We start from the raw sequence: 25,282 nt of genomic DNA on the forward strand, positions 1-25,282 counted from the left end.
AGAAGACCGCTCGAAAGTTTGAGATCTGGAAGATGCGGCATAAGCCGCAGGTTTGGATAAGCGATGGCAAATATTAAGGTTGACGGCACAGAGATCGAAGTACCCGATCACTATACGCTCCTTCAGGCTGCCGAAGCCGCGGGGGCTGAAGTCCCGCGTTTTTGTTTCCACGAACGGCTTTCCATCGCCGGAAACTGCCGCATGTGCCTTGTTGAAGTAAAGGGCGGACCGCCGAAGCCGGCGGCATCCTGCGCCATGGGCGTGCGCGATCTGCGTCCCGGCCCGAATGGCGAAGCGCCTGAAATCTTCACCAATACGCCGATGGTCAAGAAGGCCCGCGAAGGCGTGATGGAATTCCTGCTCATCAACCACCCGCTGGATTGCCCGATCTGCGATCAGGGCGGTGAGTGCGATCTGCAGGATCAGGCAATGGCTTTCGGCACCGACGGTTCGCGCTATCGCGAGAACAAGCGTGCCGTTGAAAACAAATATATCGGTCCGCTCGTCAAGACTGTGATGACGCGCTGCATTCACTGCACGCGCTGCGTCCGCTTCACGACGGAAGTTGCAGGCATTTCGGAACTCGGCCTCATCGGTCGTGGCGAAGACGCCGAGATCACCACCTATCTCGAACGCGCCATGACGTCGGAACTGCAGGGCAACGTTATCGATCTTTGCCCGGTTGGCGCTCTGACCTCGCGTCCTTACGCGTTCCAGGCCCGTCCGTGGGAACTGAACAAGACCGAAACCATCGATGTGATGGATGCGGTCGGTTCGAACATCCGCGTCGACACCCGTGGCCGCGAAGTGATGCGCGTCATGCCGCGTGTCAATGAAGCGGTGAACGAAGAGTGGATTTCCGACAAGACCCGCTTCATCTGGGATGGCCTGCGCACCCAGCGCCTCGACCGTCCTTATGTTCGCAAGGATGGCCGTCTGGTCGCCGCAAGCTGGCCGGAAGCTTTTGCCGCTATTGCTGCCAAGGTCTCCTCAACCTCCGCCGACAAGATTGGCGCAGTCGCTGGCGATCTGGCCTCGGTTGAAGAAATCTATGCGCTGAAGGGCCTGATGGCTTCGCTCGGCTCCGCCAATATCGATAGCCGCCAGGATGGCGCTGCTCTCGATCCGGCTCTGGGTCGTGCAAGCTATCTCTTTAACGCAACGATCGAAGGCATTGAAAACGCTGATGCTTTGCTCATCATCGGTTCCAATCCGCGCGTGGAGGCCGCAGTCCTGAACGCACGTATTCGCAAGCGTCAGCGCATGGGCCATTTCCCGGTCGCCCTGATCGGCGAACAGGCTGAACTGCGTTACGATTACGAATATCTGGGTGCTGGCGCTGAAACGCTAGCAGCAGTCGCTTCCGGCAAGAACGCATTCCGCGACGTGCTGGCCAAGGCTGAGTGTCCGCTGATCATCGTCGGTCAGGGCGCGCTCACCGGCGAAAACGGTTCTGCAGTTCTGTCGACCGCAGCCAAGCTTGCTCAGGACGTCGGCGCCATCAAGGACGAGTGGAACGGCTTCTCCGTTCTGCACACTGCCGCTTCGCGCGTTGGTGCTCTGGATCTCGGCTTTGTGCCGGGTGAGGGCGGCAAGGTGGCTGGCGACATGCTGGGTAATCTTGATGTCGTGTTCCTGCTCGGTGCAGACGAACTCGACATGACCAGAAAGGGCTCGAGCTTCGTCGTTTACATCGGCACGCACGGCGATGCCGGCGCACACGCTGCCGACGTTATCCTGCCGGGTGCAGCCTACACGGAAAAGTCGGGCACCTGGCTCAACACCGAAGGTCGCGTGCAGCTCGGCAGCCGCGCCGGTTTCGCACCGGGCGAGGCAAAGGAAGACTGGGCAATCCTGCGCGCTCTTTCCGACAGCCTTGGCAAGCGCCTGCCGTTCGATTCGATGCAGCAGCTTCGCGCCAAGCTCTATGCGGACTATCCGCATATGCTGGCCATCGACACCATCACGCCTGCCTCGTCCGACGATCTCGTCGCGCTGGCAGCGAAAGCATCCAATCCGGGCGGCGGCGCTGCGTTCGTTTCCCCGGTCAAGGACTTCTACCTGACGAACCCAATTGCGCGCGCTTCCGCCGTCATGGCCGAATGCTCGGCGCTCGCGGCTGGCGGCTTCCAGCAGGCTGCCGAGTAAGCGAGAGAGAGACGGAACAATGGAAGGTATTTTTGCAGCTTACGTCTTGCCCGCGCTTATCATAGCGCTGAAGTCGGTCGTTCTGCTCGTCGTATTGCTGATCGTCGTCGCTTACCTGCTTTACGCAGATCGCAAGATCTGGGCAGCGGTACAGCTTCGCCGCGGCCCGAACGTTGTCGGTCCCTGGGGTCTGTTCCAGGCTTTCGCCGACTTGTTGAAGTTCGTCTTCAAGGAACCAATCATTCCGTCTGGCGCAAACAAGGGTGTCTTCCTCCTTGCGCCTTTCGTTTCTGCCGTTCTTGCAATGGCAACCTGGGCGGTCATTCCGGTCAATGAAGGCTGGGCCATCGCCAATATCAATGTCGGCATTCTCTATATCTTCGCCATTTCTTCGCTCGAAGTTTACGGCGTGATCATGGGTGGCTGGGCATCGAACTCGAAGTATCCGTTCCTCGGTGCGCTTCGTTCTGCCGCGCAGATGGTTTCTTATGAAGTCTCCATCGGTTTCGTGATCGTTACGGTTCTGCTGACGGTTGGCTCGCTCAATCTGACCGACATCGTGCTTTCGCAGAATACGGGCCTTGGCACCATGCTCGGTCTTCCGGCTTCGTTCCTCGACTGGAACTGGCTGGCTCTGTTCCCGATGTTCGTGATCTTCTTCATTTCGGCACTTGCCGAAACGAACCGTCCGCCATTCGACCTTGTCGAAGCTGAATCCGAACTCGTGGCCGGTCACATGATCGAATATTCGTCCACGCCGTTCCTTCTGTTCTTCCTCGGCGAGTATGTGGCGATCACGCTGATGTGCGCCCTGATGACGACGCTTTTCCTTGGCGGCTGGCTGCCTCCGGTTGACGTTTGGTTCCTCAACTGGGTTCCGGGCATCATCTGGTTCATGCTGAAGCTCTGCTTCTGCTTCTTCCTCTTCGCAATGGTGAAGGCTTTCGTTCCGCGTTACCGCTACGACCAGCTGATGCGCCTTGGCTGGAAAGTGTTCCTGCCGATCTCGCTCTTCATGGTTGTCGCAACCGCCACCTTCCTCAAAGTCTTCGGTCTGGCGTAAGGAGTAATAACTATGGCTTCATTCGCTCAAGCAGCCAAATCGCTCCTGCTCAAGGAATTCGTCGGCGCGTTCTTTCTTTCCATGCGCCAGTTCTTCGCGCCCAAGGCGACGTTGAACTACCCGCATGAAAAGGGCCCGGTCTCTCCGCGATTCCGTGGAGAGCACGCGCTGCGCCGTTATCCGAACGGTGAAGAACGCTGCATCGCCTGCAAGCTTTGCGAAGCGATCTGCCCGGCGCAGGCCATCACCATCGAGGCCGGTCCGCGCCGCAACGACGGCACCCGCCGCACGGTGCGTTACGACATCGATATGGTGAAGTGCATCTATTGCGGTTTCTGCCAGGAAGCATGCCCGGTGGATGCCATCGTGGAAGGTCCGAATTTCGAATTCGCGACCGAAACCCGCGAAGAACTCTACTATGACAAGGACAAGCTCCTTGCCAATGGCGACCGTTGGGAACGCGAAATCGCGCGGAATATCGCGATGGATGCGCCATATCGCTGATTGGTTTTGCTGAAACCTCGTTTCGGCATCCGGTTTGAAAAGCGGCAACAGGAAGGGGCGGCCCATCTTGTTGCTGGAATTTAAGTTTCGCGAATATTCGCGGCAAACAAAGACTAAAGCGAGCGAGGCAATAAGGCTTTGCTCACGGAAAGGTGTTGGGGGATCCCCATGCTGACAGGTATTGCGGCAGCGTTTTTCTATCTGTTCGCTTTCATCATGATCGCCAGTGCGTTCATGGTGATTGCGGCACGCAACCCCGTGCATTCGGTGCTGTTTCTGATCCTCACGTTCTTCAATGCGGCAGCTCTGTTCCTGCTGACCGGGGCCGAGTTCCTCGCCATGATCCTGCTCGTCGTTTACGTCGGTGCAGTGGCGGTTCTCTTCCTCTTCGTCGTCATGATGCTGGATGTGGACTTCTCCGAACTGAAGCGCGGCGCATTGCAATATGCACCGGTCGGCGCTCTGGTCGGTCTGATCTTGCTCGGCGAACTGATCTTCGTGTTCGCAAGCAACATGTTTGCGCCGAAGCTGGGGCAGGGTTCCGTGCCGATCCCGAATATCGCCGAGCGGAGCAATACCGCTGCTCTGGGCGACATTCTCTACACCGACTTCGTCTTCTACTTCCAGGTTGCTGGTCTCGTCCTTCTGGTCGCGATGATCGGCGCCATTGTTCTGACGCTGCGGCACAAGCCGAATGTCAAGCGCCAGTCCATCCCGACCCAGGTAGCTCGCACGCCCGAAACGGCGATCGAGATCAAGAAGGTCGAAACGGGCAAAGGCATCTGAGGATAAGCATATGGAAATCGGTATCGCCCACTATCTCACCGTTTCGGCCATCCTGTTTACGCTTGGCGTCTTCGGCATCTTCCTGAACCGCAAGAACGTCATCGTCATCCTGATGTCGATCGAATTGATCCTTTTGTCGGTCAATCTCAATTTCGTGGCGTTCTCCAGCCAGCTCGGCGACATGGTCGGGCAGGTCTTCGCCCTTTTCGTTCTGACTGTTGCGGCTGCCGAAGCAGCCATCGGTCTGGCAATTCTCGTTGTTTTCTTCCGTAATCGCGGCTCCATCGCGGTGGAAGACGTCAATGTTATGAAAGGTTGACGGGCAAATGCTCTATTACGCGATCGTCTTCCTTCCGCTTCTCGGCTTCCTGATTGCCGGTCTTTTCGGCAATCAGATCGGAGCCAAGGCGAGCGAATACATCACTTCCGGTTTCATGGTCATCGTCGCGATCCTGTCGTGGGTCGTCTTCTTCCAGATTCCGCTTGGCCACGATGCAGAAACCGTCCGCATCCCGGTTCTTCACTGGGTGACGTCGGGCGCGCTTTCCTTCGACTGGTCACTGCGCATCGATACGCTCACCGGCGTCATGCTGGCCGTGGTGAATTCGGTGTCGGCTCTCGTGCATATCTATTCCATTGGATATATGCACCACGATCCGCATCGTCCGCGCTTCTTCGCCTATCTGTCGCTCTTCACTTTCGCCATGCTCATGCTGGTCACGTCGGATAATCTGGTCCAGATGTTCTTCGGCTGGGAAGGCGTGGGTCTGGCTTCCTACCTCCTGATCGGTTTCTGGTTCCAGAAGCCTTCGGCCAATGCCGCCGCCATGAAGGCGTTCGTCGTCAACCGCGTCGGCGACTTCGGCTTCCTGCTCGGCATCTTCGGCGTCTTCGCGCTGTTCCAGTCGGTCGACTACAACACGATCTTCGCTGCCGCAGCCAATTATCTGCCGGCTGAAGGCGCTGCCGATGCCAATCAGGTCGTTCTGAACTTCCTCGGCTATCAGCTCGACAAGCAGGGCGCGATCACGATCACCTGTCTGCTGCTCTTCATGGGGGCGATGGGCAAGTCGGCGCAGTTCCTGCTGCACACCTGGCTTCCGGACGCCATGGAAGGCCCGACTCCGGTTTCGGCTCTCATTCACGCCGCTACCATGGTTACCGCGGGCGTGTTCATGGTCGCCCGCATGTCGCCGATCTTTGAACTGTCGCAGACCGCTCTTCTGGTCGTGACCATCATCGGCGCCACCACTGCTTTCTTTGCGGCAACGGTCGCTCTCGTACAGAACGACATCAAGCGCGTGATCGCCTATTCGACCTGTTCGCAGCTCGGCTATATGTTCGCAGCGCTCGGTGTAGGTGCCTATGGCGCCGCCGTGTTCCACCTGTTCACGCACGCTTTCTTCAAGGCGCTTTTGTTCCTTTGCGCCGGTTCGGTTATCCATGCCGTTTCGGAAGAGCAGGACATGCGTCGCATGGGCGGCCTGCGCAAGCTGATCCCCATCACCTACTGGATGATGGTCATCGGTACGGTTGCCATTACGGGCCTCGGTATTCCGGGCACGATCATCGGCACTGCCGGTTTCTTCTCCAAGGATGCGATCATCGAATCCGTCTTCGCTTCGCACAGTGCTGCCAGCGGCTACGCTTCGACGCTCCTCATCGTTGCAGCGCTCTTCACGAGCTTCTATTCATGGCGTCTGATTTTCATGACCTTCCACGGCAAGCCGCGCGCTTCGGCGGAAGTCATGCATCATGTCCATGAATCCCCAGCCGTCATGTTCGTTCCGCTGCTGATCCTCGGCGTCGGTGCACTCTTTGCCGGTGTTGTGTTCAAGGAACTCTTCTTCGGTCACGAATATGCCGAATTCTGGAAGGGCGCGCTGTTCACTTCGGCTGCCAACCAGATCCTTGAGGAATACCACCATGTTCCTCTGTGGGTTAAGCTGTCGCCGTTCATCTCGATGGTTCTCGGCTTTATCGTCGCCTGGATCTTCTACATCCGCTCGCCGGAAACGCCGAAGGCGCTGGCTGCCCGTCATCGTGGCCTCTACCAGTTCCTTCTCAACAAGTGGTACTTCGACGAACTGTACGATTTCCTCTTCGTACGTCCGGCTCGCTGGCTTGGCCGCTTGTTCTGGAAGGGTGGCGACGGCTGGCTTATTGACGGCTTCGGCCCGGATGGCATCTCGGCTCGCGTGCTCGATGTCACCAACCGCGTCGTCAAGATGCAGTCCGGATACCTTTATCACTACGCATTCGCGATGCTGATCGGCGTCGCCGCGCTCGTCACTTGGATGATGCTCGGGAGCTCTTTCTGATGACCGACTGGCCAATTCTCTCAACGGTCACGTTTCTGCCGCTTGTCGGCGCGTTACTGATCCTTCTGATCAAGGACGACAGCGAGGCTTCGCGTCGCAATATCCGCAATGTCGCGCTGCTGACGACGATATTCGTCTTCATCCTGTCGCTCGTCATCTGGGCAGGGTTCGATAACTCGAACCCCGGCTTCCAGATGGTCGAACAGATCGACTGGATGGGTGGCGGCATCAGCTACTACATGGGCGTGGACGGTATCTCCGTCCTGTTCGTGGTGCTGTCGGCTTTCCTCATGCCCTTCTGCATTCTCGCAAGCTGGATATCGGTGGAAAAGCGCGTCAAGGAATACATGATCGCGTTCCTCATTCTGGAAACGCTGATGATCGGCGTGTTCTGCGCGCTCGACCTGTTCCTGTTCTACGTGTTCTTCGAAGCAAGCCTTATCCCGATGTTCATCATCATCGGCGTGTGGGGCGGCAAGCGTCGCGTCTATGCGAGCTTGAAGTTCTTCCTCTACACGCTTCTGGGCTCGGTTCTGATGCTCATCGCCATCATGGCCATGTACTGGCAGGCTGGCACGATGAACATCGTGGAACTGCAGAAGTACAGCTTCCCTGCTGGGATGCAGACATGGTTATGGCTCGCCTTCTTCGCGTCCTTTGCCGTGAAGATGCCGATGTGGCCGGTCCATACCTGGTTGCCGGATGCGCACGTTGAAGCACCGACGGCAGGCTCGGTCATTCTGGCCGGTATCCTGCTGAAGCTCGGCGGTTACGGCTTCCTGCGCTTCTCGCTGCCGATGTTCCCGCTGGCGTCCGCCGATTTTGCTCCGCTGATCTTCACGCTGTCGGTCATAGCCATCATCTACACGTCTCTGGTCGCTCTGGTTCAGGAAGACATCAAGAAGCTGATCGCCTATTCGTCGGTTGCCCACATGGCCTATGTGACCATGGGTATTTTTGCCGCGAACGAGCAGGGCATTCAGGGCGCCATCTTCCAGATGCTGTCGCACGGTATCGTGTCGGGCGCGCTCTTCCTCTGCGTCGGCGTGATCTATGACCGCATGCATACCCGTGAAATTGCGGCGTTCGGCGGTCTGGTGAACAACATGCCGAAATATGCGGTGGCCTTCCTCATCTTCACGATGGCGAATGTGGGCCTGCCGGGTACTTCGGGCTTCATCGGTGAATTCCTGACGCTGTTCGGTGTGTTCCGGGTCAATACCTGGGTGGCACTGTTCGCAACCACGGGTGTCATCCTCTCGGCGGCTTATGCGCTCTGGCTCTACCGTCAGGTAGTCTTCGGCGCATTGACGAAGGAAAGCCTGAAGGCGCTCCTCGACTTGAGCCCGCGTGAGAAGATCATTCTCTACCCGCTTGTGGCGCTCACCATCTTCTTCGGTGTGTATCCGACCCCGGTCTTCGACGTGACCGCCGGTGCCGTGAACGCCCTGGTCCAACATTACGACGCAGCACTCGCGGGCACCGCGAGCGCCGTGCTGGCACAGTAAGAAATAAAGGCGTAGGTCATGCAGACTGATCTGATAGCTCATCTGACCCTTGCAGCACCGGAGGTTCTCCTTGCTGTAGGCGCCTTGGCACTGCTCTTGATTGGCGTGTTCTCCGGCGAACGGGCGACCACGCTCGTCAACGGATTATCCGTCGCGGTGCTTATTGCAGCGCTGGCTCTGGTGGTCCTTTTCCCAACGAACGGCGCCGCATTCGGCGGTGCCATCGTCAATGACAGCTTCAGCCGTTTCATGAAGGTGCTGACGCTGATCGGCTCCATCGTGACGCTGATCATGTCGGTCGGCTTCGCCAAGGCGGAGAAGTTCGACAAGTTCGAGTTCCCGGTCCTGATCGTAATCTCCACGCTCGGCATGCTGCTGATGGTTTCAGCATCCAACATGCTGTCGCTCTATCTCGGTCTGGAACTGCAATCCCTGGCGCTCTACGTTCTGGCAGCGTTCAACCGCGATAGCGTCCGTTCGACGGAAGCTGGTCTGAAATACTTCGTTCTCGGTTCGCTTTCCTCGGGCATGCTGCTTTACGGCATTTCGCTCGTCTACGGTTACACCGGCCACATCGGCTTTACCGAAATCGCCCAGGCCGTCTCCGGCGGTCAGCGTGAACTCGGTCTGGTTTTCGGTCTCGTCTTCATTCTGGCCGGTCTGGCATTCAAGATTTCTGCCGTTCCGTTCCACATGTGGACGCCGGATGTCTATGAAGGCGCGCCGACCCCGGTAACGGCGTTCTTTGCCGCCGCCCCGAAGATGGCTGCCATGGCGCTCATCATCCGCGTCGTCTCGGAAGCCTTTGCTCCGGTCACCCATGACTGGCAGCAGGTCGTGATTTTCATCGCGCTTGCCTCGATGGTCCTCGGTGCGTTTGCCGCCATCGGCCAGCGTAACATCAAGCGCCTGATGGCTTATTCCTCGATCAGCCATATGGGCTATGCGCTCGTTGGTCTGGCCGCCGGAACGGTGATCGGCGTGAAGGGCGTGATGATCTACATGGCAATCTACCTCGCCATGACGCTCGGCACCTTCGCGTTCATTCTTGCAATGCGCACCAAGGACGGCAATGTGGAGAGCATTGAGGATCTGGCCGGTCTGTCCCGCACCAATCCGGTGCTGGCAACGATCATGACCATCTTCCTGTTCTCACTCGCTGGCATCCCGCCGCTCGCTGGCTTCTTCGGCAAGTGGTACACCTTCCTTGCTGCCGTTGAAGCGGGTCTCTATCCGCTTGCCATCATCGGTATCGTGGCTTCGGTCGTGGGTGCGTTCTACTACCTGCGCATGATCAAGATCATGTGGTTCGATGAGCCGACGGGTGGTTTCGTTCCGGTCGCAGGCGAGCTTCGCCTCGTTCTCGGCGTAACGGGTGCCTTCGTGCTCTTCTACGTCTTCCTTGCTGGTCCGATTGGCGGATTTGCCGAAGCCGCAGCCAAGACGTTTTTCTGAAGCATGTCTCCAAAAGTGGGAACCGCCTTCGCGAGGAAATCAGTTCACTGGACTGATTTCTGGTCCCGCTACGATAGGATGAAGACATGCGTAGGAATATAATGAGAGAGCAAAAGGCAGAAGCATAAATGAGTTTTGCGCTTTCGCCTGTTGCGGCAAATGAGGGCTACCGTCTCGAAACTTTCGAGACGGTAGGTTCCACCAATGCGGTTGCTCTGGAACGGGCAGCCAGCGGTGATCCGGGCAAGCTCTGGCTTGTTACGAAGAAACAGGAAAGCGGTCGCGGAAGACGGGGCCGTGCCTGGTCTACGCCGGAAGGCAATCTTGCCTCCACGCTGCTTCTTGTTGAATCCTATGAAATGAAGACGGCTGCGACGCTCGGTTTTGTTGCCGGCTTGTCGCTTGCCGATGCACTTGATGCGGTATTCGCTGCAACAGGGCCTGCCGTGCCGCCGACAATCGGCCTGAAATGGCCGAATGACGTGCTGGTCGATGGCGCGAAACTCACCGGCATCCTGCTTGAATCGTCCATTCTGGCGAAGAATTTGTTCGCCGTTGCCATCGGTATCGGGACCAATGTGGTCGCCTTTCCCGATGACCTGCCTTATGCAGCAACGTCGTTGCAGGCTCTCGGCAGCAAATGCGATGCCGAGACTTTGTTCGCAGCCTTGTCGGATGCCTGGTCGGTCAACTATCGCGTCTGGAATGAAGGGCGCGGTCTCGACGATATTCGCAAGCGCTGGCTGCAGCGCGCGCATGGCCTTGGCCAGAATGTAACCATGCAGGTTGAAGGCCGTATCATCGAAGGTCGTTTTGAGACAATCGATGAGGCATGCCGTTTTGTTATTCGCGAGGACGAAGGTTCGCGAGTTGCGGTAACGGCTGGCGATGTCTATTTCGGAACTGCTGCTACAATACGCAAATAATTGTTTTGTTTTGTCTTGCTAGGGTTGCAACAGGACAACTTTAGGTCCAGTTGATGCCGCAAGGCGGGATTAATCACAGAGGAAATTTCATGGCCCGATCCAATACTACTGAACTCGTCTTTCTGCCGCTTGGCGGCGTAGGCGAAATCGGCATGAATTTGGCCATGTATGGCTTCGGTCCTGCGGATAACCGTGAATGGCTGGTCGTGGATATGGGGGTGAGCTTTGCGGGGCCTGAACAGCCGGGCGCTGATCTCATCCTGCCGGATATCCGCTATCTCGAGGCTGAAAAGCACAATCTGCGCGGCATCGTTATCACCCATGCGCATGAAGACCATTTCGGTGCTTTGCTCGATCTGTGGCCGCGCCTGAAGGTTCCGGTTTATGCGACGCCATTCACCGCCGGTCTGCTTGAAGCCAAGCGACAGTCGGAACACGGCGCGCCCGAGATTCCGATCACGATCTACAAGGCAGGCGAGAAATTCGAAGTCGGGCCTTTCAAGCTTGAAGCTGTCGCAGTAACCCACTCCATTCCCGAGCCGGTTTCGCTGGCTATTACGACACCGCTCGGCACGGTCGTGCATACGGGTGACTGGAAGATGGACCCGGAACCATCGCTCGGACCGGTTATCGACGAGGCGCGTTTCCGCGCTATCGGTGATGCAGGCGTTCTGGCGCTGATCTGCGATTCCACCAATGCTTTGCGCGAAGGCGAGTCTCCTTCGGAACGTCAGGTGGGCGAGAGCCTGCGCGAGTTGATTGAAAATGCGCGTGGTCGCGTGGCCATCACCACTTTCTCTTCCAATGTTGGTCGTATCCGGTCGATTACCGAAGCAGCACGCGATGCCGGCCGTCAGGTACTGGTGGTTGGGCGTTCGATGAAGCGCGCCATCTCCGTCGCCACAGAACTTGGCTATATGGAAGGCTTGCCGGAATATCTCAGCGAAGAGGATTACGGCTATATTCCACGCGAAAACGTGGTGATGATCCTTACCGGCAGTCAGGGCGAACCGCGCGCGGCACTCGCCAAACTGGCGCGTGACGAAATGCGCAGCCTCGCGCTGACGGCGGGCGATACGGTCATTTATTCATCGCGTGCCATCCCGGGCAATGAAAAATCCATTCTCGACATCAAGAACCGCCTGATTGATCGCGGTATCAAGATCATCGGTGATGAGGATGCATTGGTCCATGTGTCGGGCCATCCACGGCGCAGCGAATTGCGTCGCATGTATTCCTGGGTTCGTCCGCAAATTCTGGTGCCGGTGCATGGCGAAGCCGCTCATCTGGTCGCGCAAGGTTCTCTTGGCGCGATGGAGGGCATCGAGCAGGTCGCGCAGGTGCGTGACGGCGACATGCTGCGTCTGGCGCCCGGCAAGGCCGAGATTATCGACGAAGCGCCGGTTGGCCGCATCTACAAGGACGGCAAGCTGATCGGTGACGAGGAAGAAATCGGCATGGTCGAGCGTCGCAAGCTCGCTTATGTCGGTCATGTCGCCGTTTCGGTGTTGCTGGACCGTGAACACAAGATCATCGATGAGCCCGACCTTGTGACTTTCGGGGTGCCGGAGGAAAACGCACAGGGCGATCTGTTGGAAGACATCCTGCTGGATGCAGCCATCGAGGCCATCGACAGCATTCCGCGCGTTCGCCGCAAGGATATCGAGCTTGTCCGGGAGTCCGTGCGCCGTGCCGTTCGCGCTGCGGCAAATGAAGCATGGGGCAAAAAGCCGGTAGTGACCGTATTCGTGAATAGGATACGGTAGTCATACGGATTGCAAAATGACCGGCATGGGAGGTGCTGATGCTCGAACGCTTGAACCACGTGGCGATTGCCGTCCCGGATATCGATGCCGCGGCAGCGCTTTATCGCGGCAAGCTCGGTGCGAAAGTCACCGAGCCGCAGGCACTGCCTGAACATGGCGTAACCGTGGTTTTCATCGACGTCGGCAACACCAAGATCGAATTGCTGGAACCGTTGGGTGAGGGGTCGCCGATTGCGGCGTTTCTGGAAAAGAATCCTTCCGGCGGGATGCACCATCTGTGCTATGAGGTTGCGGACATAATTGCCGCTCGCGACCGCCTCAAGGCGGAGGGTGCGCGTATTCTTGGAGATGGCGAACCGAAGACCGGCGCCCACGGCAAGCCGGTTCTGTTCCTGCATCCCAAGGATTTCAACGGCACACTGATCGAACTGGAAGAGGTGTAATCATGTCTCTGGTTTCAGGAATCGCGATTTACTTCATCATCTGGTGGACGACGCTGTTCGCGCTGCTGCCGGTTGGCTTGCGCACGCAGGCTGAAGAAAACGAAGTGACTTTGGGCACTGTGGCCAGCGCTCCGGCAAAACCACGCATCGGTCGTGCCTTTCTGCGGACGACCATCGTCGCAACGCTCATCTTCCTGCTCTATTATTATGTGACGCAGATCAGCGGTTTCGGCCTCGATGATATCCCACATTTCTTCCCGGATCTGACCTGACCATTCGTTCGCGTTCCACCATGAATTTTTGAGGCTGCCTAAATTATAGGCAGCCTTTCTTTTGTATAAAGAAAAGTGGACGCGCCTACCATGGGTTGCGTCAGATATCGAGCTTATTGGCGTAACGTATTGAATTTACGACACAGCACAACCCGGCGTCATTTGTGACAGCGATAGCGCTCCCTGAGCAATGTTCTTCATATAAATCGATTTATACTTAAGTGAAATTTAATACTTGATTGCACGGAGGGCGCTGCGATAAATCCCACAAAATCAATGTGTTATTGCAAGCTATAAAATAGGGAAACTGCGGAAAGCGTGGAGGTGCTGCAAGTTCAAAAAAAAAGCAAGGCTTTCGCCTTGCTAATCAAATACGCGTTCGATCCGTTTCCATTTGACTGGCGGCTGCGAAAGTCGCGCCTGGATCCATCCTCCCAAGACTTTGACCGCGTGAAACCAACGGTTTTATTCCGTTGTTGCTCTTATGCTGAAAAAAATAGCGAACTGCACAGCTTTTGTCACGAAAAATCTTCTATGGCGTCATATTTCTTTCGCAAATTTTCCCGAATGAGAGTGATATATCTGTAATATATTGAATTTGAATGTGAATCCGGAGGCCGCATTTCGCGTCTCTGGTTCTTTCGACAGGCGATCATGGTTGTGGATGGGGAAATCCGCTATCGCGAAAGCTTTTTCAAGCGGGTTTCCAACCGGTGTATAACCCGGTAAGAAACCGACAAATATGCTTAATTTTTGCCTGATTCTTGAAGCACTCAGGCTGTCCCTCTTGATTGGTGGTTACGATGCGTCTGTCGCGGTATTTTTTGCCTATTCTGAAGGAAAACCCCAAGGAGGCGGAAATCGTCTCCCACAGGCTGATGCTGCGCTCAGGCATGATCCGTCAACAGTCGGCCGGCATCTATTCCTGGCTGCCGATCGGTCTGAAGGTTCTCAACAAGGTCTGCGATATCATTCGTGAAGAGCAGAACCGCGCGGGCGCCAATGAAATCCTGATGCCGACCATCCAGTCCGCAGACCTGTGGCGCGAAAGCGGTCGCTACGATGCCTATGGCAAGGAAATGCTGCGCATTCAGGACCGTCAGGAGCGCGATATGCTCTTCGGTCCGACCAATGAGGAAATGGTCACCGACATTTTCCGCTCCTATGTGCGCTCCTACAAGGATCTGCCGCTCAATCTCTACCACATCCAGTGGAAGTTCCGCGACGAAGTGCGCCCGCGTTTCGGCGTCATGCGTTCGCGCGAATTTCTAATGAAGGACGCCTATTCGTTCGACCTCGATTATGAGGGCGCGAAAATGGCTTACTACCGTATGTTCGTGTCCTATCTGCGCACTTTTGCACGTGTTGGCCTGCAGGCCATCCCGATGCGCGCCGATACGGGGCCGATTGGCGGCGACCTCAGCCACGAATTCATTATTCTGGCCGAAACCGGCGAAAGCCAGGTTTTCTGCGACAAGGCCTATCTCGATCTGGCCGTGCCGGGCGCGGACACCGATTTCCGCAACGATGCGCAGCTGACCGATATCGTCAATCGCTGGACGACGCCTTATGCGGCAACCGACGAAATGCACGACGAGGCCGACTGGTCCAAGGTGAAGCCGGAAGATCAGGTCTCTGCACGTGGCATCGAAGTGGGGCACATCTTCCATTTCGGCACGAAATATTCTGAACCGATGGGCGCGAAAGTGCAGGGCCCGGATGGCAAGGAACATCTGGTTTCCATGGGTTCCTACGGCATCGGTCCGTCGCGCCTCGTCGCGGCTGCCATTGAAGCCTTCCACGACGATGCGGGCATCATCTGGCCGAAAGCCATCGCGCCGTTCGGTGCCGGTATCGTCAACATGAAGCCGGGCGACGAAGGCTGCGACGCTGTAAGCGAGAAGATCTACGAAGCGCTGACCAATGCAGGCGTCGATCCTCTGCTGGACGACACGGATGACCGTCCGGGTGCAAAGTTCGCCACGATGGACCTGATCGGCCTGCCGACGCAGGTGATCGTTGGCCCGCGTGGCGTTGCCGCCGGTGAAGTCGAGATCAAGGATCGCAAGACCGGTGAACGCCAGAGCCTGAGCGTTGAAGCTGCGATCAATCTGTTGACGGCAGAAGCATGAGCAGCGCGGCGGCAGCAAAATCCGGGGATCAGGCAAAGGCAGCTCAAAAGGCTCCAAAGTCAGGTCCATTCTCGGCTTTCGAACGGATGATCGCTTGGCGATATCTGCGCGCGCGCCGCCGCGAGACTTTTATCTCGGTCATTGCCGGTTTTTCGTTCACCGGCATCATGCTGGGCGTGGCGACCCTCATCATCGTCATGGCGGTGATGAACGGTTTCCGTGCCGAGCTTCTTTCGCGAATTCTCGGCATCAATGGCCATCTCATCATGCAGCCAATTGATCGTCCGCTGGATGATTATGCCGATCTCATCAAGCGGATCGACGGTATTTCCGGCATCAGGTTCGCCATTCCCGTGGTGGAAGGGCAGGCGCTCGTCCAGGGGAATATCGGCGCAGGAACGGGTGCACTGGTGCGCGGTCTTCGCGAAGAGGATCTCGACAAGCTCAAGCTCGTCTCCGGCAATATTCGCCAGGGCACGCTTCAGGGCTTCGATCAGGGCGGCGGCGTCGCCATCGGAACCCGCATGGCCGAAAATCTCGGCCTTTCAATCGGCGATACGCTACGGGTGATTTCGCCGGATGGCGATGTGACCCCGTTCGGCGTCAATCCGCGCGTGAAGGCCTATCCGATTGTCGCGATCTTCGAGATCGGCATGTCGGAATACGACTCGTCGATTGTCATGATGCCGCTGTCCGAGGCGCAGCTTTTCTTCAATCAGGAAGGCAAGGTGCAATCGCTGGAAATCTTTGTCGATAATCCCGACAAGGTGGATGCGATGCGCGCGCCCGTAGAAGAGGCAGCGGGACGTCAGCTCTCGCTCGTCGACTGGCGCCAGCGCAACCAGACTTTCTTCTCGGCGCTGGAAGTCGAGCGCAATGTCATGTTCATGATCCTGACGCTGATCGTGCTCGTGGCGGCGCTGAACATCATTTCCGGCCTCATCATGCTGGTGAAGGACAAGGGGCACGATATCGCGATCCTGCGAACCATGGGCGCAACCCGTGGCGCGGTGATGCGCATATTCCTGATGACGGGCGCCGCCATCGGCGTCACCGGCACGATAGCCGGTGTCGTTCTGGGCGTTGTCGTCTGCCTCAATGTCGAGCGCCTGCGGGAGTTCTTCTCGTGGCTCTCGGGAACCACGCTCTTCAACCCGGAACTTTACTTCCTGAGCCAGTTGCCTGCGAAGATGGACCCCGGCGAAACGATTTCCGTTATCGTCATGGCTCTGGTGCTTTCATTCATTGCCACCATTTTCCCGGCCTGGCGCGCTGCCAAGCTCGATCCGGTCGAAGCATTGAGGTACGAATAAATGGCGGCTGAAATCATCATGCGGCTGGAGCGTGTCGGCCGCGCCTATAAGGAAGCCGACCGCGAACTGGTCATTCTGAAGGATGCCGATTTCACACTTCGTCGTGGGGAAATGGTTGCGCTTGTCGCGCCATCGGGAGCGGGCAAGTCGACATTGCTGCACACGGCAGGCCTGCTGGAGCGTCCCGACAACGGAGACGTTTTCTTGGACGGGCGTTCCTGCAGCAAATTGTCCGATGATGAGCGCACGGCTGTGCGCCGCAACGACGTCGGTTTCGTTTATCAGTTCCACCATCTCCTGCCGGAATTTTCCGCGCTGGAGAATGTGATGATGCCGCAGATGATCCGCGGTCTGTCCAGGAAAGCCGCAGCAGAGCGTGCGCAGCAGCTTCTTGAATATATGAAGATCGGCAAGCGCGCTTCGCATCGCCCGTCGGAACTTTCCGGCGGCGAGCAACAGCGCGTCGCTATTGCCCGCGCCGTTGCCAACGCGCCGCTTGTTCTTCTGGCGGATGAACCGACCGGCAACCTCGACCCGACGACATCATCCTACGTCTTCGGAGCTCTTGAGGCCCTCGTGCGTCAGTCGGGGCTTGCGGCCCTGATCGCGACCCATAATCACGAACTTGCCCGCCGCATGGACCGGCGCGTCACGCTGAAGGACGGCAAGGTCGTCGATCTATAAGCCTTCCAGATCATAGTAGCACCTCATCCTGAAGAGCCGTCACAGGTGGCGTCTCGAAGGGCGAGGTGCGTCTCCGCCTGAATATGGCGCTTTCGTTCCCCGCTCACGCAGCCAGCGTCTGCGGTTGTATATTCACTATTCGTAAACCCTAAAATGAATGGCGGGCTAGAACGGGTGTTGACTTAGGAACAAAAATAGAACAAAAAATAAACATACGTGAACACAGAGGAGTTTCCAACATGACCGATCTCGTCCACGACGTTCTGTCTTTCATTTCGGTAAGCCTGTTCATTGCAACTTTCGCCATCTGGGTGAGTGCGATCTGAAGGAAATAGAGCATGTCTCCCAAAAGTGGGAACCGGTTTTGGGATATAGACATGCGTGAAAACGATAGGGCATTTCCGATGACCCCGGAAAAATTGGAGATGCTCTGGCTGGTTCTTGTGAACCCGCTGCAAGGTGGCGATAGTCTTACTGGACATCGCCATATCATTCCCCGAAACTGATGCTATCAGGCGACAGAGTCGCCAGCCGCGATGGGCCATGCGTGTGGCCCATCTTGCAAGCAATGTGCTATCAGGCGGCTACTGCATCGGCCCGAAAATCGGAATCGGTTTTCGGAAAGCGTGATGCTTGGATTTAGAGCGCCGGATGTATGTCCATCCGGGCGGCTCAGCAGATGATCGGGGTCGATGGAATGAGTGACGTAGCAGCAGGCAATGCAGCAAAAGACGGTGCTTTGACGCCACGTTTTGTGCACCTGCGGGTACACTCGGCCTATTCCTTGCTGGAAGGCGCATTGCCGCTCGGCAAGATCATCAAACAGGCGATTGCCGACGAGGCGCCGGCTATCGCAGTCACCGACACCAACAATCTGTTCGGTGCGCTTGAATTTGCGCAGAAGGCATCGAAAGATGGTCTGCAACCCATCATCGGTTGTCAGGTCGATATAGCCTTCGGCGATCACAATGATAATGGCCGCAGCGTCAATCGCCGTGTCGCGCTGGACCTCGCTCCAGTTGTGCTGCTGGCGGCAACGGAAGAGGGCTATGCGAATATCGTGCGGCTCGTCAGTCGCGCGTTTCTGGAAACACCGGCAGGTGATCCGGTGCATGTCGAAGCAAGCTGGCTGCCGTCATTATCGAAAGATGTCATTGTTCTTTCCGGTGGCGCATTGGGACCAATCGGTCGCGCTTTTGCCGCCGACCGTCCCGACAGGGCAGAGGCGCGGCTTGCTTTCCTGCGTGAAGCCTTTGGCGATCGGCTTTATGTCGAGTTGCAGCGCCAGGCAGGTTACGACCGCGCGCTGGAAGCAAAGACCGTCGCGCTTGCCTATGAGATGGATCTGCCTCTGGTGGCCACCAATGAGGCATTCTTTCTCAAGGCAGAAGACTTCGAGGCCCACGATGCGCTTCTTGCCATCGCGGAAGGCCAGATTCTTTCAAACGATGACCGCCGCCGTCTGACGCCGGACCATCACATGAAAAGCCGTGCGGAAATGGCTGCACTTTTTGCCGATCTGCCGGAAGCACTCGACAACACCGTCGAAATTGCAGAGCGTTGCAGCTGGTACACGCAGACCCGTGCACCGATCCTGCCGCGGTTTACCGGCGAATCCGATGACGCGGAGGCCGCCGTTCAGGAGGAAGCCGACGAGCTGGCGCGGCAGGCCCGCGAAGGCCTGAAGATGCGCCTGGAGACCGTCGGTCTCGCAGAAGGCTATACGACAGAGCAATATGCCGAACGTCTCGAATACGAGATCGGCATCATCACCCGCATGAAGTTCCCGGGCTACTTCCTGATCGTTGCGGACTTTATCAAATGGGCGAAAGCCCATGGCATTCCGGTCGGGCCGGGCCGTGGCTCGGGTGCCGGTTCGCTCGTCGCCTATGCGCTGACGATTACCGACGTCGATCCTTTGCGGTTCTCGCTGCTTTTCGAACGCTTCCTCAACCCGGATCGCGTTTCGATGCCCGACTTCGATATCGACTTCTGTCAGGACCGCCGTGAAGAGGTGATCCGCTATGTGCAGGGAAAGTACGGGCGCGATCAGGTAGCCCAGATCATCACATTCGGAACCCTGCAGGCACGCGCTGTGCTGCGCGATGTCGGTCGCGTTCTGGAAATGCCTTACGGTCAGGTCGATCGTCTCTGCAAGCTGGTGCCGCAAAACCCGGCCAATCCAGTGTCACTGGCACAAGCCATCGACACAGAACCGAAGATCAATGAGGAACGTGAGAAAGAGCCGGTGGTCGGACGGCTGCTGGATATGGCGCTCAAGCTTGAAGGGCTTTACCGCCACGCCTCGACCCACGCCGCCGGTATCGTGATCGGTGACCGTCCGCTGTCGGAACTGGTCCCCATGTATCGCGATCCGCGTTCCGACATGCCCGTCACCCAGTTCAACATGAAATGGGTCGAGCAGGCGGGACTGGTCAAGTTCGACTTTCTTGGTCTCAAGACGCTGACCGTCCTTGAAACGGCGGTCAAACTGGTGGCGCGCAAGGGCGTTGAGATTGACCTATCCCATGTGCCGCTCGACGACGAACTGACCTATGAGATGTTGTCGCGCGGCGAAACCGTCGGCGTGTTCCAGGTGGAAAGTGCGGGTATGCGCAAGGCGCTGCTCGGTATGCGCCCGGACCGGATCGAAGATATCATCGCGCTTGTGGCGCTTTATCGTCCTGGTCCGATGGAGAACATCCCGACTTATAATGCGCGCAAGAACGGTGAGGAGGAGATTGCCTCCATTCACCCGAAGATCGATCACCTGATCAAGGAAACGCAGGGCGTTATCGTCTATCAGGAACAGGTGATGCAGATCGCACAGGTGCTTTCCGGCTATTCGCTCGGGGAAGCTGACCTTTTGCGTCGCGCCATGGGCAAGAAAATCCGCGAGGAAATGGACAAGCAGCGCGTCCGTTTCGTGGATGGCGCGATTGAGGGCGGTGTCGACAAGGCGCAGGCCAACATGATCTTCGATCTGCTGGCCAAGTTCGCTGACTACGGCTTCAACAAGTCGCACGCCGCCGCTTATGCCATCGTGTCCTACCAGACGGCCTATATGAAGGCCCACTATCCAGTCGAGTTCATCGCGGCGTCGATGACCTACGATATGTCGAACACCGACAAGCTCAACGATTTCCGCCGCGAGGCGAACCGTTTGGGCATTGAGGTCGTGCCGCCTTCGGTGATGACGTCCTTTCGTCCGTTTGAAGTCGGCGAAAAGCAGATTTTTTATTCGCTTGCCGCCATCAAGGGCGTCGGCGAGGCCGCCGTAGATCATATTGTCGATGTGCGCGCAGAGAAACCTTTTGAAAGCCTTGAGGATTTCTGCGAGCGGGTCGATCCGCGCATCGTCAACCGGCGCGTGCTGGAAAGCCTCATCAATGCCGGTGCGATGGATTGTTTCGGTCGTGAGCGCCCGGCCATGAGTGCGGGCATGGACCGCATCATGGGCTTTGCCCAGCGCACGCAGGAAAATGCCGCAAGCGGTCAGTCCGATATTTTTGGTCTGTCAGGCGCTCCGAAGGAAACGCTTATCCTGCCGCAGGCGGCTCCCTGGCTGCCATCGGAAATGCTGCATCGGGAGTTCCAGGCGGTCGGCTTCTATCTGTCGGCCCATCCGCTTGATGAATATCGCGATGTGCTGAACCGCATGCGTGTTCAAAGCTGGGCGGATTTTTCCGCAGCCGTGAAACGGGGCGCCAATGCCGGTCGTCTGGCTGGCACTGTGACGGCCCGTCAGGAACGCAAGACCCGCACCGGCAACAAGATGGGTATCGTGCAATTGTCCGATGCCAGCGGCCAGTTCGAAGCGGTGCTGTTTTCCGAAGGGCTTGCGCAATATCGCGATCTTCTGGAGAGCGGCAAGTCGGTGGTAATCACGGTTCAGGCGGAAAATCGCCCCGAAGGTATAGGCTTGCGCATCCAGACGGTGCAGTCGTTGGAAGACGAAGCCTGCCGTATGCAGAAGGCGTTGCGGCTTTACCTGCGCTCGGCCGATGCGGTTCGTCATATCGCTCCGCATTTCAACACGCGTGGCGACGGGCAGGTGAGCCTCATCGTCATCAAGGATAACGGTCAGCGTGAAGTCGAGATCGAGCTGCCGCATCGCTATCGCGTCAGTCCGCAGATCGCCAGCGCCATGAAAGCCATTCAGGGCGTCGTGGATGTGGAACTGGTGTGAGTGAGAGCGCCGATCTGATTGAAGCAAAACGAGGGCAAACCCGTTTTGCGGTCTTTTTGCGCGAAAACCGGTGGTGATGTGCGTATTTTACCACCGATTTTGCGGCGAACAACTGTCAAAAACATGGCGTTTTTGTGATTGGCATCAGTAAGCGGCTGTGAAACGCTTGCGAATATGCTGGCCTTTTTCTGCTTCATCCAGAATTGCGACTGCCAGATCAGCAACTGAAATCTTGCTTTCACCCTTGTCGTCGAAAACCGGTTCGTCGCCGCCAAGACGATATTTTCCGGTGCGCTCGCCGGGCTGAAGAATGATCGCCGGTGATACGAATGACCATTCCAGTTCTTTCTCACCACGTAGGTCTTCGAGCGCCTGACGGGCACCGAGCGCGCCTTCCTTCCATTCGGCAGGGAATTCCGGCGAGTCGACCAACTGGTTACCATTGATCGAAAGGCTACCTGCGCCGCCGACTGCTATAAGACGCTTGATGCCTGCTTTTTTGGTGGCTTCCGTGATGGAACGGCTGCCGTTGATGTGCTTTTCGCGGATGTCCTTGTCGCCCCAGCCCGGATTGTAGGCGGAAATCACGATGTCATGCCCTGCAAGCTGCTTTGCAAGCGCGTCGGTATCGAACACGTCGGCCTTTACCGCCGTCACATCGGGCAGTTTTTCGACTTTCTCCGGATGACGAACGAGTGCGGTAACCTCGCCGCCGCGTGCAGCAGCTTCCTTGAGGATTGCAGCGCCTACGAAACCCGTTGCGCCGATCAGTGCGATCTTGGTCATGGCATTCTCCTTTTCTCGACCTTCTCGTATCAAACGAATTAAGGTATGTTTCATAATCAGGTTATTTCTGATAACTACATATGTGATGCCATCATGTTTGTGAAGAACGCACTTTTACATGAGCAGGATACATGGAAGTAACCGCCACAAAGGCAAGTGTTCAGAGATGCTCCGGTCGAAACGGAACGATGAAGCTGCTATAACTAATTGTTTTTACGCATGTTATGACGCGTGGCTGACGCGTATTTCAGCGAAAACTCTCTAACTTAACCGATGGAGAAAACGCCGGTCTGCCAACCGGTTTTTGTGGAGAAAAAGATGACAATACCGACACGCCCTGACGGGAAAACACCTTTGCTTTCGTCGACACCTGCCTTCGAAAACGATGGTGACGGTTCTTGCCCGATCCGTGAAGTGCTGGATCGGGTTGGCGACACGTGGAGCATTCTCGTCATTTTCAATCTTCAGGAAGGCTCGATGCGTTTCAATGCGTTGCGACGGACCATTGAGGGTATTTCACAGCGCATGCTGACCGTTACGCTACGATCGCTGGAGCGGGACGGTCTTGTGTCCCGGCATGTTCGCCCGACTTCTCCGCCCGAAGTGGAGTATTCGCTGACTGAACTTGGACATTCTCTTGCTGTGCCTATCGACGTGCTGGGGCAATGGGCCGTCAGGAACCGCGATCTTCTTCGCGACGCCCGCTCACGTTTTGATGGAAGCATTGAATAAAAAGGAACCGGCCTTGGTCCGTTTGCGTTTGTCTTTCAAACAGGAGAAGTCTGATGCCCGCGAAATCCCAGGCCCAACAGAAAGCCGCTGGCGCCGCGCTTGCTGCCAAACGCGGTGAAATCAAGAAAAGCGAACTCTTCGGTGCGTCAAAGGAAATGTATGAATCGATGACCGAGAAGGAACTGGAGGAATTTGCCGAAACAAAGCGCAAAGGCTTGCCGGAACACGTAGATGACAAGAAAAAACACTGAATAGGATTGGCGAGCGCCGTCGGGCACTCGCCGCATTGGCCAGATGGTTACTTGCCAGATTTGTTCGGCGCCAGCTCGATTGCTTTCAACTTGCCATCGGTAATGCCGCAGCGCAGCGTGACGCTATCCCATTTTGTTGATGCGCCTTTGGTTCGTGCTTCACCGGGAACCGAGATGACAGCCGAAACCTTGCGTGGGTCGCTGGTGCTAAATTTCGCAGACTTATCATTGGTTTCTGCCGAAGAGATATCATCTTTGGTGAAGCCAAGACGATCATATTTTTTACTTTTCTTGACGTAATCATAAGCGCTGGCAACGCAATCTGCGACCTGCGGAGCCGCTTGCTGATCCTTCACGAGTGTCTGATAGTTGCCCGTAAAATCCTTCGATCTTTTCGGGACGGAATCTGCATTCGCTGCGGTGGTGAAGCCCAGTGCTAAAATTGCAGAAATTATAAACTTGGTCGATTTCATGCCCATGTCCTTCTGGAAACCCGTCGCTCGGTGGCGGGCGGCGGAATTGAATCGATAATGAAATAGAGATTACAGACGCGATTCTGATTTTTTTATGAATTTCCAACGGTTACGACGATATCTTATTGGCAGATGCGCGCAAGACAGGATTTGCCGTGGCAGCCTTGGTCGAGATGCATGTTGGTGCGATGTGCGGCATCACCGTCCGGGCCGATTACCGTCATGAAAAGCTTGCAGCTCGCGCTATGCACGGCCCGCCAGAAAGCCTTCTCCTTGTCGGTGCCGTTCCAGCCGCGTTCCAGTTCCGTCTTGCTGCCATCCGAAAACTTGAACGACATGATGTCGAGCGCGTTGGCAAAGGCGTGTTCGGAAACGCGTCCTGTGGATGCGCCGTTGACCTTCCGGCACTGGTAATCCGAGCCGGTGCCGATTTCAGCGATTTTCGAATCCGGTCCATAAACATCTTTGGCTGCCTTGGTCACCTCGCTGCTCCACTGCGCCAGCGTGACTGCCATTGCGCAATTTGTGGTGACGGCATTGGCAAATTTCAAAGGGTCGTCCTTGCCAATGGCGGTCAGGGACAACGGAGAGTGGGCGCCGCATTGCTCGCCATCCTTGATCGGAGGCAGCAGCTTGCCCTCTACTTCTCCGGCTATCAGCGCCGGGCAGGATACCTGATAGATGCGCTCGTCCTTTTCCGCCTTTGGCTGTTGATTGGGACCGGGTTTCGCTTCTTGCGGTTTTTCGTCCACCGGCTTCGGATTATCAGCTGGTTTTGGCGGGTCTGCGTGGGTCGGGGTTGTAGGGGCAGGCTTGGCCAACGGTTGATTGTCGGGTTCTGCCTCCGGCTTTTCCGTTGGAATGGGTGGAGTTTCCGGTTCTGCCTCCTTGGTTGCTGTATTTTCCGGGCGAGGGGCAGGCGTCGGAACGGGTATCATGGGAGCAGGTTTGGTTTCGGCTTTTGCCGGAGCGCTTTCCGATTGCGTTGCTGTTTGCTGTTTCGAAGCCGGTTTCTTTTGGCTGCGCTTTACCGCCGGGCGTTTGCGATGCTGTTTTGCCTTTTGGGCGTCCTGTTTCAGGATGCGTTCGATGAAAGTTTGCGCCTGTGCCTGATCGGAATCGAAGCCGGAAAAACACGGCATCGCAACAAGGCCCAAGGCAATCAGAGCGGTGAATGCACCCTTGCCGGGCAGGAAAAAAGACAAAGCCATTGATGCCTCATGAATTGCGGATCCGTCATGACTAATGATGAAACAGGCGATGGCGTTCCTTCACGCTTGATGGCAGGTCGTAGCAAATGGTAGGAAACACCCTCAGTGGTCCGGTTTTTCAGGCTTTTTCGACTGCTAGAGCTTGACAAGATAACAGCTGCATGACTAAAAGCCGCCCATCGCTGGCGCGTTTCGTGCCGGCGGTTCATTTGACGTGTCCCGTGGATGAAGATTGCGCTCGCGCGCTTCATCCTGTCAGTCCTCTAAAACGGAGGGCAGAGGAGGGCGCGTTTCCTCCAGCGCCTCCGGGCGCTATAAC

General features: G+C 56.8%; 22 protein-coding genes. 19 read left to right on the plus strand and 3 right to left on the minus strand.

Features of this window, described 5'->3' with window-relative positions:
• The first annotated feature begins 63 nt into the window (after positions 1–63).
• The 17 genes from nuoG to dnaE all read left to right on the plus strand — a co-directional run bounded on the left by nuoG (position 64) and on the right by dnaE (position 21,510).
• A complete protein-coding gene (gene nuoG / locus ABDF71_RS06595; RefSeq protein WP_151662652.1) occupies positions 64–2,148 on the plus strand; it encodes an NADH-quinone oxidoreductase subunit NuoG in 2,085 nt (694 codons plus the stop codon).
• 19 nt (positions 2,149–2,167) lie between these two features.
• Positions 2,168–3,211: an NADH-quinone oxidoreductase subunit NuoH gene (gene nuoH, locus ABDF71_RS06600; protein WP_010661179.1), complete on the plus strand. Its 1,044-nt coding sequence runs from the start codon at positions 2,168–2,170 to the stop codon at positions 3,209–3,211.
• Positions 3,212–3,223: 12 nt separating this feature from the next.
• Positions 3,224–3,715: an NADH-quinone oxidoreductase subunit NuoI gene (nuoI, locus tag ABDF71_RS06605; RefSeq protein WP_007874549.1), complete on the plus strand. Its 492-nt coding sequence runs from the start codon at positions 3,224–3,226 to the stop codon at positions 3,713–3,715.
• Positions 3,716–3,883: 168 nt separating this feature from the next.
• On the plus strand, positions 3,884–4,501 hold the full coding sequence (locus ABDF71_RS06610; RefSeq protein WP_010661180.1) for an NADH-quinone oxidoreductase subunit J: 618 nt from the start codon (positions 3,884–3,886) through the stop codon (positions 4,499–4,501).
• A 10-nt stretch (positions 4,502–4,511) separates the two neighbouring features.
• Positions 4,512–4,820: an NADH-quinone oxidoreductase subunit NuoK gene (nuoK, locus tag ABDF71_RS06615; RefSeq protein ID WP_006466598.1), complete on the plus strand. Its 309-nt coding sequence runs from the start codon at positions 4,512–4,514 to the stop codon at positions 4,818–4,820.
• Positions 4,821–4,827: 7 nt separating this feature from the next.
• Positions 4,828–6,822 (plus strand): NADH-quinone oxidoreductase subunit L, encoded by a 1,995-nt coding sequence (gene nuoL, locus ABDF71_RS06620; RefSeq protein WP_500061404.1) that lies wholly within the window; start codon positions 4,828–4,830, stop codon positions 6,820–6,822.
• Positions 6,822–8,330 carry an NADH-quinone oxidoreductase subunit M gene (locus ABDF71_RS06625; protein ID WP_500061406.1) on the plus strand — a complete coding sequence of 503 codons (1,509 nt, stop codon included), beginning with the start codon at positions 6,822–6,824 and terminating at the stop codon, positions 8,328–8,330. The genes nuoL and ABDF71_RS06625 overlap by 1 nt, the downstream gene beginning before the upstream one ends.
• A gap of 18 nt (positions 8,331–8,348) precedes the next feature.
• Positions 8,349–9,785: an NADH-quinone oxidoreductase subunit NuoN gene (gene nuoN, locus ABDF71_RS06630; protein ID WP_500061408.1), complete on the plus strand. Its 1,437-nt coding sequence runs from the start codon at positions 8,349–8,351 to the stop codon at positions 9,783–9,785.
• A gap of 128 nt (positions 9,786–9,913) precedes the next feature.
• Positions 9,914–10,711 carry a biotin--[acetyl-CoA-carboxylase] ligase gene (locus tag ABDF71_RS06635; RefSeq protein ID WP_500061410.1) on the plus strand — a complete coding sequence of 266 codons (798 nt, stop codon included), beginning with the start codon at positions 9,914–9,916 and terminating at the stop codon, positions 10,709–10,711.
• A gap of 89 nt (positions 10,712–10,800) precedes the next feature.
• Positions 10,801–12,477: a ribonuclease J gene (locus ABDF71_RS06640; RefSeq protein ID WP_010661185.1), complete on the plus strand. Its 1,677-nt coding sequence runs from the start codon at positions 10,801–10,803 to the stop codon at positions 12,475–12,477.
• A 38-nt stretch (positions 12,478–12,515) separates the two neighbouring features.
• Positions 12,516–12,920, plus strand: a complete 405-nt coding sequence (gene mce / locus ABDF71_RS06645; protein WP_006471802.1) for a methylmalonyl-CoA epimerase — start codon at positions 12,516–12,518, stop codon at positions 12,918–12,920.
• A 2-nt stretch (positions 12,921–12,922) separates the two neighbouring features.
• Positions 12,923–13,192: a DUF1467 family protein gene (locus tag ABDF71_RS06650; protein WP_012092254.1), complete on the plus strand. Its 270-nt coding sequence runs from the start codon at positions 12,923–12,925 to the stop codon at positions 13,190–13,192.
• A gap of 803 nt (positions 13,193–13,995) precedes the next feature.
• On the plus strand, positions 13,996–15,324 hold the full coding sequence (proS, locus tag ABDF71_RS06655; protein WP_012092253.1) for a proline--tRNA ligase: 1,329 nt from the start codon (positions 13,996–13,998) through the stop codon (positions 15,322–15,324).
• Positions 15,321–16,637 (plus strand): lipoprotein-releasing ABC transporter permease subunit, encoded by a 1,317-nt coding sequence (locus ABDF71_RS06660; RefSeq protein WP_010661188.1) that lies wholly within the window; start codon positions 15,321–15,323, stop codon positions 16,635–16,637. Before proS ends, ABDF71_RS06660 begins: the two co-directional genes overlap by 4 nt.
• Positions 16,638–17,321 carry an ABC transporter ATP-binding protein gene (locus ABDF71_RS06665; RefSeq protein ID WP_010661189.1) on the plus strand — a complete coding sequence of 228 codons (684 nt, stop codon included), beginning with the start codon at positions 16,638–16,640 and terminating at the stop codon, positions 17,319–17,321.
• A gap of 377 nt (positions 17,322–17,698) precedes the next feature.
• Entirely contained in the window at positions 17,699–17,827 is a 129-nt protein-coding gene (locus tag ABDF71_RS06670) for a hypothetical protein (protein ID WP_255411949.1), read from the plus strand.
• 191 nt (positions 17,828–18,018) lie between these two features.
• Positions 18,019–21,510, plus strand: a complete 3,492-nt coding sequence (gene dnaE, locus ABDF71_RS06675) for a DNA polymerase III subunit alpha (protein ID WP_151609805.1) — start codon at positions 18,019–18,021, stop codon at positions 21,508–21,510.
• A gap of 144 nt (positions 21,511–21,654) precedes the next feature.
• On the opposite strand, the gene ABDF71_RS06680 is transcribed toward dnaE, so the two are convergent.
• Entirely contained in the window at positions 21,655–22,296 is a 642-nt protein-coding gene (locus ABDF71_RS06680) for an NAD(P)-dependent oxidoreductase (RefSeq protein ID WP_151662645.1), read from the minus strand.
• A gap of 318 nt (positions 22,297–22,614) precedes the next feature.
• Between ABDF71_RS06680 and ABDF71_RS06685 the strand changes: the two genes are divergently transcribed.
• Together ABDF71_RS06685 and ABDF71_RS06690 are read left to right on the plus strand one after the other, a co-directional pair.
• The gene (locus tag ABDF71_RS06685) at positions 22,615–23,028 is read left to right on the plus strand and encodes a winged helix-turn-helix transcriptional regulator (protein WP_040129348.1); all 414 of its coding nucleotides are present in this window, start codon (positions 22,615–22,617) and stop codon (positions 23,026–23,028) included.
• A gap of 53 nt (positions 23,029–23,081) precedes the next feature.
• A complete protein-coding gene (locus ABDF71_RS06690) occupies positions 23,082–23,279 on the plus strand; it encodes a DUF3008 family protein (RefSeq protein WP_029925012.1) in 198 nt (65 codons plus the stop codon).
• A 47-nt stretch (positions 23,280–23,326) separates the two neighbouring features.
• Here the strand turns inward: ABDF71_RS06690 and bspC are convergent, their stop codons facing one another.
• On the minus strand, positions 23,327–23,752 hold the full coding sequence (gene bspC, locus ABDF71_RS06695) for a type IV secretion system effector BspC (RefSeq protein WP_010661194.1): 426 nt from the start codon (positions 23,750–23,752) through the stop codon (positions 23,327–23,329).
• A 122-nt stretch (positions 23,753–23,874) separates the two neighbouring features.
• Entirely contained in the window at positions 23,875–24,963 is a 1,089-nt protein-coding gene (locus ABDF71_RS06700; protein WP_500061414.1) for an extensin-like domain-containing protein, read from the minus strand.
• Positions 24,964–25,282: the final 319 nt, after the last annotated feature.

The organism is Ochrobactrum sp. WV_118_8 (assembly GCF_039631535.1).
Lineage (GTDB): Bacteria > Pseudomonadota > Alphaproteobacteria > Rhizobiales > Rhizobiaceae > Brucella > Brucella anthropi.